Raw genomic sequence first — 15208 nt, 5'->3', positions numbered from 1 at the left:
ATAATTCTATATGACTATTCATTTGCAAGCTGCAGATTGCAATTCAGTTAAATTATAATACTTTATCAAATAATCGATTATGATAAAAACAATTCTGCTCCATATATTGGGAAAGAATGTACCAAAGATGATTGTGAAAGTCGGTTTTTTATCTATTTTTGTATAGTAATATTTATGCTTGAAAAAAGTCGATTAATGGAGGAAAATAAAATTATTATAACAGATAAAGAGGTGGCTGCTGCAGCTACTGCCGGAATGGATGAATTTATCAAAGTCTTTACTGATAAATATCTAGAGGTTACCGGTGGGGTAATTGATGCATCTACAATGCCTCTTCTTAATGGTCATCAGCACTCACTGCTTGGGTACCACTTCTTTAGAGAAGAAATTAATGAGGGAGGATTTATCCAGTTGATACAGAATGGATATGGCCCATACATATTTGACAATCCTTTTGCTATGGCGATGAGAATATTTGGTGCAAAGGATTTCTCAAAACTGATATATGATGCTAAGAAAATTTATGAAGAGAACCGTAAGGATCTTGAGAAGGAGTGTGATGATGATGAGTTTATGGCAATGTATGAGCAATACGAAGCTTTCGATGAACTGGAAGAAAAATTCATGGATATGGAAGAACTCATAACAGCACAGATTGCTGAATATGTAGACAATAATATCGAACAGTTTGCTAAGATAGAAAAGTAAAAAAGAGAATAGATAAAAGACTCCCACGCTACATTAAATGGAGCGGGGGAGTCTTTTTATTATATTATCAAGTCAGTCAAAATTGAAATGTAATCTTCACTTACACCATGGCTCCTGAGGAATACCTTGCTTTCATCAATAGTTTTGAAAATCTTCTCTTTATCAAAGATTAGCACGGCTCCGATTCTATAGTTGTTTATTGCATCTACAATATTACCTTGAATTATGTTCACGTGCCCTAGGTTGATATAGTCGTAAGCATTCGCTTTATCTTCGCCAATGACCAAAGAAAAATATTTTTTTGCCTCATCATAATTTCCTGTCTGCGCCAAACACCAACCAAGAGCTCTCAGTGCATTGATATTATTCTCATCAATATATATTACCTTATAGAAATATTGTTGCGCCTCTTTATATTTCTCTAGCTTTATGAAACATTGCCCTATCTGAATGTCAATATTTAGATTCTCAGGATTCAACTCTTCAATAATCTTGTAATACTCTATAGCTTTGGTATATTCTCCTATTTTTTTGTAGCACTGGGCAAGATGAAGGTTTGTCCACTTCTGCTCAGGTACTAACATATCTGCGCGAAGGTAGCATCTTATAGCTTCTTCACATCTTGATAGTTTCTGAAGTATAAATCCAGTCTTCTGCCATGACTCAGCATCTTCAGGAATTGTGATATTCATTAACTGGTATATCTGTTGTGCCTCCTGCAGGTAGTCATATTTAATTAGAAATGATCCTATCTGCTTCAAAGTTTCTTCATCACTTAACAGGTCGCATAGATATGGATTGTTCCATAAGTCGAACTTATCATTGAATATGTCATTTTCCTCATTTTTATAATTCCAGAGCTTAAAAAATCTATATAGATCCTGAATGTAGAGGCGACTGATTATATCACTTCTCTTTGATTCCTCTTCGAATAACTTTATAATCTCATTCTTATCCGAATAATTTTCGTTTAATTCTGAGAACTGACTTAAAAACTGCTCCTTTTGTGAAGCCGGAATGCTCTGGAAAGTGAAGCATAATGAATACTTATCCAAGTTGCAGAAGAATACAGACTTAATCATGATATCAATGAATGGTATCTCCTCATTCTTCATCCTATTTATAATAGGGAATATGTCAGACTGATATGTGAAGAAAGGGTAGAACCAATGGGATATCTTGAAGAAAAAACCATATTTTTTCAAGGGTGCGAACGAATGCATATAGATATCTGCACCCGATGACTGAAGTTCATTTATCTCCATTAACTTATCAGAAAAGCCGGAATCGTATTTAATCTTTTCCCAGTCAGGATTCTCCCCATCAGTATCATCTATATCCTCGGAATCCCTCTTAACTTTCATCACATCTTCCATAATGCCTTCACGAATCTTCTTATCGAAGTTATCAGTCTCGCGCGTCATTAGGAACTGTAGCTGTATATTCCTTAAGTCTTTTACCACTCTCTTGTCATCTTTTAGTATGGAGAGTTGTGCCAGTATCTCAGGGTAAAAATTTATACACTTTGAGTTTATCTGAAGTATTATAACAACACCTACCAGAGCTCTTGCTGAGATTAAAGCACTTTCATTATTGTACGAAGATATCAAAAGGAGGAATTTCTTATCATCGAAAACATGTAAAAGGCTCATTGTGATAGCACTTAAAAATATAGCCTTGTCTTCATCTGTGATAAGCAGTGAACTCATCAATTCCTTTGCCTGAATATGGTCAGTTTCACTCCAACGCAAAGAGGCATAGGTCTTGTTGAACATGTAGTTTACAACCTCCTCATGCTTTTTAGACATATCTAACTTCTTATCATCAATATCGTCGGGAGAGTATATTAGATCGGCAGTACCTATATTCTCTGTATAATTCTCCAACTTCTTTTGTATCTTATCGAGAGGGATATATTCAGAACTAATTGCTTTATTTATTTTGGAAATAGTAGAGTCTGAATTTTTGTGTCTCTTTATCAGGGCTATTCTCTCTGTGATGTTGTATGCATGAGCCAAACTCTTTCTTATCATATCATGCATGTTGGGATCTTTAATTCCTTGCATAATGTACGAAATCATCATTTCATACGATACAAGCAAATTATGTGCTTCATCTCCGATTTCACCCTCATTTATCTCTAGAGCAGCTGATTCAATCTTCAATAGAGCTGCTTTTACTGCCTTATTATCAAGCAATAAGTAGATTTCTTCTATCTTTTCGTCCATAATAGACTTAATAATTTATTAGTTAATAAACAAATATGACAACATACATGTTCACATATGCAAATCTAATAAATAAAATAAATAGGTTTTCCTTTAAATAGAATAAATGAGATATTTCAGTAATTTTGCACTATTATTTTGAATTTTATGGATATATCTGAAATACAACGTATATATAGTTCTCATCCCAATACTGTCGCAATGAGTAAAATCCTGAGTGACAGGAAAATCAAATACTCTTATTTAAAGGGGTTGCAAGGCTCATCTGCTTCACTTTTCTTTTCTAATTTTTTGAAAAGAGATGACTCTATATTCCTTTTTATTCTTGATGATATTGAGTCGGCAGGATATTTCTACCATGATATAACTCAGATAAATGGAGAGTCGAATATATTCTTTTTCCCTTCGTCTTACAGAAGGGCAATAAAGTATGGTCAAAAGGACTCTGCAAACGAAATATTAAGGACAGAGGTGCTTAGTAGTATTCAAAAGGGAAAACCTATTACAGTCATTACATACCCCGAAGCAATAACTGAGAAGGTTATAGCACATAAGGAACTTACTACAAAGACTCTTAAGGTTGTTCTCAACGACAGGCTCTCAATAACAAAGTTGGTGGAGAAGTTGTCGGATCTTGGTTTTGAGCATGTAGATTATGTATACGAGCCGGGACAGTTTGCACATAGAGGAAGTATAGTCGATGTTTTCTCTTACTCTTCGGAATATCCATTCAGAATAGACTTCTTTGGGGATGAGGTTGACAGTATAAGAACATTCGAGATTGAGTCACAGCTCTCGAAAGAGAAGAAAGATTCTGTATCTATTGTTTCTGAGCTTGATTCACATAATGGCTCTATTTCAAAGATATCATTCCTCGATTTTATACCGCAGGATTCTGTAGTCGTTATAAAAGATATTTTCTGGTCTAAAGAGAATATTGATAAAAGCTATAATGATGCGCTTTCGCCACAGGCTGTTACTGCATGGAAGGCTGAAAACGATGGCGCTCCATTTCCATTAAGTGCGCTCAACCTGATAAGTGGTGATGAGTTCCTAAGAAAGATTGTAGACTTCCGTAGGATAGAATTCGGTAACCATCCTTCACAGTCTGTTCAAGCTAAATTGGACTTCAATATCTCCGTGCAACCTATATTCCACAAGAATTTTGACTTGGTAAGTTCTACTTTGTCCGACTATCTGAAAGGTGGATATAAGCTATATATCTGTTCAGACAGTGATAAACAGGTTCTGCGTCTGAAAGATATTTTCGAGGAGAGGGGAGATAAGATAGATTTCACTCCTATAAACAGGACTCTTCATGATGGATTTGTAGATAACACAATAAAGAGTTGTCTCTTTACCGACCATCAGATTTTCGACCGTTTCCATAAATATAACCTGAAGAGTGAGAGAGCAAGAAATGGAAAGGTTGCTCTTACTCTGAAAGAGTTGAACCAATTCGAAATAGGTGATTATGTGGTACATATTGACCATGGAATAGGACGTTTCGGAGGACTTGTACGAATTCCTAACGGTGATAACACGCAGGAGGTTATAAAACTTATCTATCAGAATGATGACGTTGTCTTTGTCTCTATACACTCACTCCATAAAATATCTAAGTACAAAGGTAAAGAGGGTGAAGCTCCAAGAATAAACAAACTTGGCACAGGGGCATGGGAGAAACTCAAGGACAGAACTAAATCGAAGATAAAGGATATAGCAAGGGATTTGATAAAGCTATATTCAAAAAGAAGACAGGAGAAAGGCTTCAGGTATAGCAAGGATAGCTTCCTGCAGAACGAACTTGAGGCAAGTTTCATATACGAAGATACACCCGACCAGCTGAAAGCAACAATAGATGTCAAGGAGGACATGGAGAATGATCGTCCTATGGACAGACTAATTTGTGGTGATGTGGGTTTCGGAAAGACTGAGATTGCTGTAAGAGCAGCATTCAAGCTGTTGCCGACAATAAGCAGGTGGCTGTTCTAGTACCTACAACGGTGTTGGCTTATCAGCATTTTAAAACCTTTTCGGATAGACTTAAGGATTTCCCATGTAAGATAGATTATCTAAGCAGGGCACGTAGTGGAAAAGATACGACACGTATAACAAAAGAGCTTGAAGAGGGCAAGATTAATGTTCTGATTGGTACCCACAAGATTATTGGCAAGTCTATTAAGTTCAAGGACCTGGGACTGCTGATTATTGATGAGGAGCAGAAGTTCGGTGTCTCTGTCAAGGAGAAACTTCGTCAGATAAAGGTAAATGTCGATACACTTACTATGACTGCAACTCCTATACCGAGAACTCTGCAGTTCTCATTGATGGGAGCAAGAGATCTTTCTGTAATTCAGACTCCTCCTCCAAACAGATACCCAATTCAGACTGAGCTGCATACATTCAATGAGGATATAATAGCCGAAGCTATAAACTTTGAGATGAGTAGAAACGGACAGGTATTCTTTGTGAACAACCGAATCAATAACTTGCCTGACTTGGCTGCAATGATTAAGAAGAATATTCCTGACTGTAGGGTATGTATTGGCCATGGACAGATGGACCCTGAGAAGTTGGAGAAGATTATATTCGACTTTGTAAATTATGATTACGATGTATTGATTGCAACAACTATAATCGAGAGCGGTATAGATATTCCTAATGCCAATACTATTATCATAAACCAGGCACAGAACTTCGGCTTGAGTGACCTGCATCAGATGAGAGGAAGAGTTGGACGAAGCAATAAGAAGGCATTCTGCTATCTGATGGCTCCACCATTAAGCTCCCTCACTCCAGAAGCAAAGAGAAGACTGCAAGCTATCGAGAACTTTAGCGATTTAGGTAGCGGAATACATATAGCTATGCAGGACCTCGATATCCGTGGAGCAGGAAACATGTTGGGTGCAGAGCAGAGCGGATTTATTGCAGACCTGGGCTATGAGACATATCAGAAGATTTTATCTGAAGCAGTAACTGAACTTAAAAATGATGAGTTTTCCGAATTATATGTTGAATCTTCAGGAGAGGAGAAGATAAGCGGTGAAGGTTTTGTGGACGATTGCCAGCTTGAAAGTGACATGGAGATTATGTTCCCTAATGAGTATGTACCAAGCAGTAGTGAGAGGATGCTTCTTTATAGAGAACTTGATGGTATGGAACTCGATAAAGATGTGCTGGAATTCAAGACTCGTCTTGAAGACAGGTTCGGGAAAATACCATACGAGGCACTTGAGTTGTTGCGTATTGTACCATTGAGACGACTAGCAAAAAGACTTGGCGTGGAGAAGATATTTCTTAAGGCAGGAAATATGACGCTGTTCTTTGTAAGTAATCCTGAGAGTCCATACTATCAAAGTGACTCTTTCGGAAAGATAATAGATTATATGGGAAAGAATCCTCGCATCTGTAATCTACGCGAAAAGAACGGCAAGAGAAGTATGGTAATTAAGAACATACCAAGTGTGGAGACAGCTGTCTCTGTGCTTCAGCAAATTGTTGTTATACAATAGATTCTTAATATTTGACAGATTTTATTTGAATTGTAGAGTATATTGCAGCAAAATGCTGCTTTTTACAAATAGTATGAAATAAAAAGTTGTTGTTTGTTTAATAATTGTTACATTTGTACTGCTTAAATAACAATGAGGTAGATGAAAGCAACAATTATACAGACAGATATTGAATGGGCCAATCCCAAGGCCAATATTGCTTCGGCTGAATTGGCTATGGAGAATGCTCCCGGAGCAGATCTATACATCCTTCCGGAAATGTTTTCAACAGGTTTCTGTACGGAGCCTGAAACCGGAGTTGACAATCAGAAATTTGCACTCTCATGGATGATAAAGCAATCCTCAAAGATAAATGCTGCTATTTGTGGTAGCGTTGCTACAGATGAGGATGGTAAATACTATAATCGTTTTTATTTTGTAAAGCCTGATGGTGAAGTGACCTGCTATGACAAAAAGCATCTCTTTACCTATGGTGGTGAACACAAACACTATACTCCTGGAAAGGATAGAGTGATTGTTGAGTATAAGGGCGTACGTATTCTTTTACAGATATGTTATGATCTTCGTTTTCCTGTATTTGCCCGAAGCCACAAGGATTACGATATGATTATATATGTTGCAAGTTGGCCTATACCACGCATAGAGGCATGGAAAACATTGATAAAGGCCCGTGCAATAGAAAATCAATGTTATGTTGCTGCTGTTAACCGTGTTGGTAAAGATCCTTTCTGTGATTATAACGGAGCAAGTGCATTCATTGATCCATACGGCAAGATTATTGCAGAGTGTGAAGAGAACAAGGCAATGACTGTTACTACAGATATAGATATGGGTGAGCTTAATTCGTTCAGGAAGAAGTTCCCTGTACTTGATGATGCCGATTCATTCACATTGTTATAAAGAGAGTTTTCAAACATTTCCTCTTTATAGTTACCATTATACTTTCTGGCTCTCAGTGAGCTGAACCCTTTGTTGGTCTTCCAACATATAGTTTTAAATTGAAATAAACAGATTTTTTATATATGAAAGATAAATTACTTTTACTCGGTGACGAAGCCATTGCACTTGGCGCAATCAATGCCGGGCTCTCTGGAGTTTATGCTTACCCTGGTACTCCTTCTACTGAAATTACTGAATTTATCCAATCAAACTCTTTGGCTAAGCAGAGAGGTATCCATAGCAGATGGTGCACAAATGAGAAGACTGCCATGGAGGCTGCTTTAGGTATGAGCTTTGCCGGAAAGCGTGCTTTGGTATGTATGAAACATGTAGGAATGAATGTTGCTGCCGATGCTTTCATCAACTCAGCTGTTACAGGTGTGAATGGTGGTTTGGTGGTGGTTGCTGCCGACGATCCTTCAATGCACTCTTCACAGAATGAGCAGGACTCACGTTTCTATGGGAAGTTTGCTATGATTCCTATTTTTGAGCCATCATCTCAGCAAGAGGCATACGATATGATGAAGAAAGCATTCTCTATGTCCGAAGAGATTAAGTTACCTGTTCTACTGAGAATAGTTACCAGATTGGCACATTCAAGAGCTGATGTAACTATCAGTGAACCTATTGCTGAAAATAATATAAACCTCGATGTTAACCGTTCTGAGTGGGTACTCCTTCCGGTAAATGCAAAGAGACAATATAATAAGCTTGTTGACAAACAGGCACTATTAATAAACAATTCCGAAAAGTCAGATTTCAATAATTTCAATATTGCTGATTGCAAGAAGAGATATAAAAGAGGTATCATAGCATGTGGTATAGGATATAACTATGTTATGGAGAGCATGCAGAATGTAGAGGAGAAGATTCCTCTAATTAAGGTATCTCAATATCCATTACCAGTACAAATGATAGAGAAACTGAGCGAGGTATGTGAAGAGATTATTATTGTTGAAGATGGTCAGCCATTTGTTGAAGAGCAAGTAAAAGCTATTGCTCCTGACAATGTTAAGGTAAGTGGCCGATTGACAGGTGCTCTTCCTCGTGTAGGTGAACTGAATCCGGACTTTGTTAGAAAGGGATTGGGCTATGAGGTTACTGAGGGTTTTGCAAAATCAAATATCGTAATGCCTCGCCCACCGGCTTTGTGTATGGGGTGCGGACATAGAGATGTTTACAATGCTCTTAAAACTATTGTAGCTGAATATAAAGATGCTAAAGTATTTGGAGATATAGGATGTTACACTCTTGGAGCACTTCCTCCATTTACAGCAATAGATAGTTGCGTGGATATGGGTGCATCTATAACTATGGCAAAGGGTGCTGCTGATGCAGGTGTTTTCCCTGCTATTGCAGTGATTGGCGATTCTACCTTTACTCATTCAGGTATGACAGGACTTCTTGATGCTGTCAACGAAAATGCAAATATTACAGTTATCATATCCGATAATCTTACAACTGCTATGACCGGCGGACAAGATTCTGCAGGAACAAACAAGTTCGAAGCTATCTGCCTGGGATTAGGTGTTGAACGTGAACATCTACATGTAGTTGTTCCATTGCCTAAGAATATGGAAGAGATAGATAGAATACTTCGTCAGGAGATTGAGTATAAGGGTGTCTCAGTTATTATCCCAAGAAGGGAGTGTGTTCAGACACTTAATCGTAAATTGAGAAAACAAAAAGCAGAGAAGCAATGACAAGGAATATAATATTTGCAGGTGTCGGCGGACAAGGTATTCTGTCGATTGCAACAATAATAGGTGATGCAGCTACAAGGACAGGTATTAACCTTAAGCAGGCTGAAGTACACGGTATGAGTCAGAGAGGTGGCGATGTACAGTCGAATATGCGTCTCTCTACAGAGAAAATATGGTCTGACCTTATTCCTGAGGGAGAAGCTGATATCATTATCTCTATGGAGCCAATGGAGGCAATGAGATATCTGCCATTTTTGGAGAAGGAGGGATGGATAATAACATCTACTGATACTTTCAGAAATATACCTACATATCCTGAGGATGAGGCTGTATTGGATGAGCTACACAAGATAAAGAACCTAGTTGCCCTCCCTATAGAAAATATTGCTAAAGAGAATTCTATGCCTAAATGTGCTAACGTAATCCTTTTAGGTATGGCATCAAAATATATCTCAATCATCTCGAGAGATGAGTTGAGACAAAGTATTATTAATGTATTTGAACGTAAAGGTGAGAGCATTGTGGAGATGAATCTCAAGGCTTTTGACCTTGGCGTAGAACTAGCTCAATGATATGAAACATCAGGTATTCAGTGAAGAACTTGTAGCACAAGTAGTAAGTGAATTAAATATTGCTAACCTTGGTCAGGCAACGATAGGCGAGATTTTGCTTGTTGCCTCTACTCTCGAGAAAAAGACAGGTATCCCATTTATACGAATGGACCAGGGCTCTCCTGGTCTGCCTGCAAACAAGGTAGGCATAGAGGCTGAAAAGGCTGCTCTCGACAGAGGAGTTGGCTCTCAATATCCTGCTGCAGATGGTATCCCTGAACTTAAGTTCGAGGCTTCACGATTCATTAATGCATTTATGAATATCGATATATCTGCACGCTCATGCATACCTACTACAGGTTCAGTGGCAGGTTCTTTCGGCTCTTTCATTGCAACTACACAGAGAATAGAGGGTAAGAACAAGGTTCTCTTCATTGATCCCGGTTTTCCTATTCAGAAATCTCAGTTGCGTGTTATTGGAGCAGAATGGGAGCAGTTTGATATATATAATTATCGTGGTAAGGCACTTGAAGAAAAGCTGATAGAATTCCTTGAAAAGGGTGATATAGCATCAATTGTCTATTCAAATCCAAATAATCCTGCATGGATATGCCTTGAAGAGGAGGAGCTGGAGATTATTGGTCGCCTTGCAACTAAATATGATGTGATAATATTGGAGGACCTTGCATACTTCTGCATGGATTTCCGCCACAACTTGGGAACTCCTTTCCATGCACCTTATCCTCCTACAGTTGCTAGATATACAGACAACTATATCTTAATGCTCTCTTCATCTAAGATATTCAGTTATGCCGGTCAGAGAATGGCTTTGACATGTATCAGCGATAAGCTATACGATAAGTATTATCCTGCTTTGGCCAACAGATATAAAGATTCAGGTATCTTTGGAAATACACTTGTGGCATCAATACTATATATGATTACATCAGGATGTACCGCATCTACTCAATATGGTTATGCCGAGATGTTGAAACGCTCTACAGACGGAGAAATAGACTTCGTTTCAGATACAAGTGAATATGCACGCAGGGCAAATAAGATGAAGAAAATCTTTACCGATAACGGCTTTCATATTGTATACAGCTATGATGTAACTCAGGCTGTGGGTGACGGTTTCTTCTTTACAATAGGATATGGTGATATGGACAGCGGAGAGCTGCTCAAAGAGTTGCTATATTATGGAGTAAGCAGCATAGCACTGAATACTACCGGTAGCAATCAATCGGGTATCCGAGCATGTACATCACGTATGCGTGACGAACTTTATGAAATAATGCAAGAGAGGATGAAGGCATTTAATATGGATCATCCAATAAATACAAAATGACAACTAAAAAGAGTGATACTATGATATGGAATTCGAGTAAAGAGTGCATGAGCCGCGAACAGATGCGCGAGCTTCAAGGGAAGAGATTGAATAAACTGGTTAATCTTGTTTACCATAATGTACCTTTCTATAGAGAAAAACTTCAGGCTCTTGATATATCTCCTGATGATATTCAGACAATAGATGATATAGTAAAGTTGCCATTCACTACCAAGCAGGATTTGCGTGACAACTATCCATATGGATTGATGTCAGCACCTAAGAGTGATATTGTACGTGTACATGCCTCTTCGGGAACTACCGGTAATCCAACTATCGTGGGATATACACGTCGCGACCTCTCTATCTGGTCGGAAGTGATGTCAAGAAGTCTTGCTGCTTTTGGTGTGACAAGAGATGATACATTCTCTGTTAGTTACGGATATGGACTCTTTACCGGCGGTCTTGGCGCTCACTATGGTGTTGAAAATCTCGGTGCTACAGTAATTCCTGCATCTACAGGTAATACAGAAAAACATATCAAACTGATACGAGACCTCGATATAACAGGTATTGCTTGTACTCCATCATATGCTCTATATCTTGCTGAGACACTCGACAAGATGGGGGTTGATAAGAAGGATATTAAACTCCGTGTGGGAGCTTTCGGAGCTGAGCCATGGACAAACAATATGCGTAAGGAGATAGAGGAGAGACTTGGTCTTAAGGGATACAACCTTTACGGATTAAGTGAGATTATAGGTCCGGGAGTCTCTTATGAATGTCAGGAACAGAATGGCTCACATATCAGCGAGGATCATTTCTATCCTGAAATTATTGATCCAGATACTTTAGAACCTATTGCTGATGGTGAGACAGGAGAACTTGTATTCACTACATTGACAAAGACAGGAATGCCTCTTATAAGATATCGTACAAAAGACCTTTGTACACTTTCACATGAGACTTGTTCTTGTGGTAGAACAAATGTAAAGATGGGACCTATTATGGGAAGAAGCGACGATATGCTCATTGTAAGGGGTATAAATGTATTCCCATCTCAGGTTGAGAGCGTAATTCTTGAGATTCCTGAACTGGAACCACAGTATATGCTTGTACTCGACAGAAAGAATAATCTGGATACTCTTCAGATTCAGGTGGAGGTTCGTAAGGACTACTTCTCGGATGACCTTGGAAGCATGCTTCAGATGAAGAAGGTTCTAGGTGACAGACTTAAGAATGTCCTCTCTATAAGTGCTGATATACGACTCATGGAGCCAAACAGCATACCAAGAAGTGAAGGAAAGAGTAAACACGTTATAGATAATAGAATATTAAAATAAGAGCTATATGACAATTAAGCAATTATCTGTCTTTCTAGAGAATAAGACAGGAAGAATAAATGATGTTACTAAGACTCTTGCCAAGTATAATATCAATATGCATGCATTCAGTATGGCTGAGGCTACTGATTTCGGTATCTTGAGACTTATAGTGTCGGATGTGGAGAAGGCAGTTGAGGTGTTGAGAGCTGAGAACTTTGCTGTTATGCTTACAGATGTTGTATGCATTAGCTGCCCTAATGTAGCAGGTTCATTATCGGTGATACTTGACAATCTGGCTAAAGAGAAAATATTTATTGAGTATATGTATGCTTTTGCTCAGGGAGATACAGCTAATGTTGTTATACGTCCTAATAACATTAAGAGCTGTGTCGAGGTGCTTGAGAGAGACAATTGCAGTATAATAAAGGAAGAGTACCTATAAGGAGACAACGATAAACCGATCATGATCCGTTGCTAACCCGATCATGATCCGTTGTTAATCCGATCATGATTCGTTGATGATCCGATCATGATCCGTTGATGCTTCTGCCATGACAGAAAAAATATATCATGATTCAATAATGAGATGACTATCTAAACGGATATAATCTTAGGCAAAAATAAAAACGGTAATGAATCAATTCTTTTGTTCATTACCGTTTCTCTATTTTTTAGAATAACTATCTGTTGTTTCTTCCACCGCCTCCATAAAGCTTGTTTATAAGGTCACTTCTTCCTATTCGGTTAAGTTCATTTGTTATGTTCCTTCTTTCCTCCGGCTTATACCAGAAGAAGAACATTCTCTGTCTGAGCTTATCCATAGGTGACTTAGCGGAGAATACCGGCTCTAGTGTATAGGGGTTGTAACCTGTATACCATGCCTCTGTAGAGACAGTCATTGGAGTAGGAGTGAAGTCCTGTACCTGTTCCAGATGGAAGTCCAGTTTCTTTGTCAATACAGCAAGTTCCGCCATATCCTCTTCGCTGCATCCCGGATGGCTGCTTATGAAATATGGAATAATCTGCTGTTTCAAGTTCAGTTCCCTGTTTATCCTGTCAAAGGTATTTTTGAAATCATAGAACTGGCTGAAAGAGGGTTTTCTCATCAAGTTGAGGACCTTATCGCTAGTATGTTCAGGTGCAACCTTGAGTCGTCCGCTTACATGTTTTGCAATGAGTTCTCGAGTATACTCCTCAGTACTTTTGTTCACCTTATCATTCTTACTCTTATACTGTAACAGGTCATATCTAATGCCACTGCCTATAAAACTTTTCTTTATACCGGGTATGGCATCAACCGAGTGGTATATATCAAGCAGAGGACGATGGTCTGTATTCAGATTTGGACATACCTTTGGATGAATGCATGACGGACGCTTGCACTTGCTGCACATATCCTTGTTCTCTCCACTCATCATGTACATATTTGCACTAGGTCCGCCAAGGTCACTTAGATAGCCTTTAAAGTCGGGCATGTCGACAACCTTCTTTACTTCGTTGATAATGCTCTCCTTACTGCGGCTCACAATAAACTTCCCCTGATGAGCTGATATTGTGCAGAAAGCACATCCTCCGAAACATCCCCGGTGAATATTAACCGAGAACTTTATCATATCGAATGCAGGTATGCGTTTGTCTTTATATTTTGGATGAGGAAGGCGGGTGTATGGAAGGTCAAAAGAGTGATCCAGCTCAGCCTGACTCATAGGTGGGTATGGTGAGTTCACCACAACGACCTTATTGCCGACATGCTGTAGTATTCTAGACGCTTCATACTTGTTCGATTCTTCCTCTATGAGTCGGAAGTTGTGTGCCTGTTTCTTTTTATCTTTCAGACAATCCTCATGTGATGCCAGTGCTACATCCTCCTTATCAGAGTTTGAAGCAGGTATCTCATTTTTATTTACCAAATATGCTGTTTGTGGAATATCTTTTGGTATTGTTATAGGCATGTTCTGATTGACCTGTTGCAAGAGTTTTTCGCAAAGCTCTGTAATAGGTTTCTCTCCCATACCATATATCAGAAGGTCAGCTTTTGAATCGCATAGAATAGACTTCCTGACTTTGTCCTGCCAATAGTCATAATGTGTCACTCTTCTAAGTGAAGCCTCTATACCACCAAGGATAATAGGAACATCAGGGAATAGGCTTTTGAGTATCTCTGCATATACTATGCTGGGATATTCAGGTCGCATGTCATGACGTCCGTCGGGTGTATATGCATCTTCACTTCTAAGACGTTTGTTGGCAGTATATTTGTTTACCATGCTGTCCATACAGCCGGCAGATATACCGAAAAAGAGTCTTGGTTTACCTAGTTTCTTGAAATCTCTTAAATCGTCTCTCCAATTTGGTTGAGGCACAATAGCTACTCTTAGCCCTTGTGCCTCTAATAATCTTCCTATGACTGCCGCCCCAAAAGATGGATGGTCTACGTATGCATCTCCGCTGAACAGGATGACATCAAGTTCATCCCATCCTCTCATTTCCATCTCTTTTTTAGTAGTAGGTAGCCAATCTGTTACTTTATATTCTTTCAAATTCCTTTTTATTGTTACATGTCGCTCTATGCCTCATCATCCTCATCATCTTCCTTTTCACTTTCCCATTTGATGTAAAGCAAGATAAGCTGATGTAGTCCAAAAGCTTTCATATTATTATGATAAATCACATCTATGCAAAGGTCCAAAAGCTCTTTGCACTCTCCTTCACTTGAAGAAATCAGTGAACGTAAATTCAGTCTTAACTTCTCGAGCACCTCTTCATCAACAATTCCATTGCTATCTATAAGATGTTGAAAAAGTGCATATTTTTCAATTGTCTGAAGATTTTCTTCAGAAATATCCATGCTGCGTGTGCCAGTAGGGTTTGTCTGTATAGTGTACATAGTGCTATATTTTTATGGTTATATC

General features: G+C 38.6%; 10 protein-coding genes and 1 pseudogene. 8 read left to right on the top strand and 3 right to left on the bottom strand.

Translation table 11 applies throughout. The features are described from left to right. The first annotated feature begins 195 nt into the window (after positions 1-195). Positions 196-708: a DMP19 family protein gene (locus tag JCM15092_RS10345; protein ID WP_024994599.1), complete on the top strand. Its 513-nt coding sequence runs from the start codon at positions 196-198 to the stop codon at positions 706-708. 59 nt (positions 709-767) lie between these two features. Here the strand turns inward: JCM15092_RS10345 and JCM15092_RS10340 are convergent, their stop codons facing one another. Beyond that, a complete protein-coding gene (locus JCM15092_RS10340; protein WP_024994598.1) occupies positions 768-2936 on the bottom strand; it encodes a tetratricopeptide repeat protein in 2169 nt (722 codons plus the stop codon). 147 nt (positions 2937-3083) lie between these two features. On the opposite strand from JCM15092_RS10340, the pseudogene mfd reads away from it, so the two are divergent. The 7 genes and pseudogenes from mfd (at position 3084) to JCM15092_RS10305 (ending at position 12738) form a co-directional block, all read left to right on the top strand. After that, a pseudogene (gene mfd / locus JCM15092_RS15780) lies at positions 3084-6451 on the top strand (transcription-repair coupling factor). A 141-nt stretch (positions 6452-6592) separates the two neighbouring features. Continuing rightward, complete coding sequence (locus JCM15092_RS10330) at positions 6593-7351, top strand: amidohydrolase (RefSeq protein ID WP_024994597.1); 759 nt, start codon at positions 6593-6595, stop codon at positions 7349-7351. Between the two features lie 122 nt (positions 7352-7473). Then, on the top strand, positions 7474-9093 hold the full coding sequence (locus tag JCM15092_RS10325) for a thiamine pyrophosphate-dependent enzyme (protein WP_024994596.1): 1620 nt from the start codon (positions 7474-7476) through the stop codon (positions 9091-9093). Then, entirely contained in the window at positions 9090-9665 is a 576-nt protein-coding gene (locus tag JCM15092_RS10320; protein ID WP_024994595.1) for an indolepyruvate oxidoreductase subunit beta, read from the top strand. The genes JCM15092_RS10325 and JCM15092_RS10320 overlap by 4 nt, the downstream gene beginning before the upstream one ends. A 1-nt stretch (position 9666) precedes the next feature. After that, positions 9667-10992, top strand: coding sequence for an aminotransferase class I/II-fold pyridoxal phosphate-dependent enzyme (locus JCM15092_RS10315; protein ID WP_024994594.1), 1326 nt, complete (start codon positions 9667-9669; stop codon positions 10990-10992). Positions 10993-11012: 20 nt separating this feature from the next. After that, entirely contained in the window at positions 11013-12314 is a 1302-nt protein-coding gene (locus JCM15092_RS10310; RefSeq protein WP_024994593.1) for a phenylacetate--CoA ligase family protein, read from the top strand. Between the two features lie 7 nt (positions 12315-12321). After that, a complete protein-coding gene (locus JCM15092_RS10305) occupies positions 12322-12738 on the top strand; it encodes an ACT domain-containing protein (protein WP_024994592.1) in 417 nt (138 codons plus the stop codon). 238 nt (positions 12739-12976) lie between these two features. Here the strand turns inward: JCM15092_RS10305 and JCM15092_RS10300 are convergent, their stop codons facing one another. Both JCM15092_RS10300 and JCM15092_RS10295 read right to left on the bottom strand, forming a co-directional pair. Next, a complete protein-coding gene (locus tag JCM15092_RS10300; protein WP_024994591.1) occupies positions 12977-14836 on the bottom strand; it encodes a YgiQ family radical SAM protein in 1860 nt (619 codons plus the stop codon). 26 nt (positions 14837-14862) lie between these two features. Next, entirely contained in the window at positions 14863-15183 is a 321-nt protein-coding gene (locus JCM15092_RS10295; protein ID WP_024994590.1) for a DUF8442 family protein, read from the bottom strand. Between the last annotated feature and the right edge of the window lie 25 nt (positions 15184-15208).

This window comes from Phocaeicola paurosaccharolyticus JCM 15092, assembly GCF_000613805.1.
GTDB lineage: Bacteria > Bacteroidota > Bacteroidia > Bacteroidales > Bacteroidaceae > Phocaeicola > Phocaeicola paurosaccharolyticus.
Note: the sequence above shows the minus strand (reverse complement) of the source record. Positions and strands in the feature narration are given on the sequence as shown.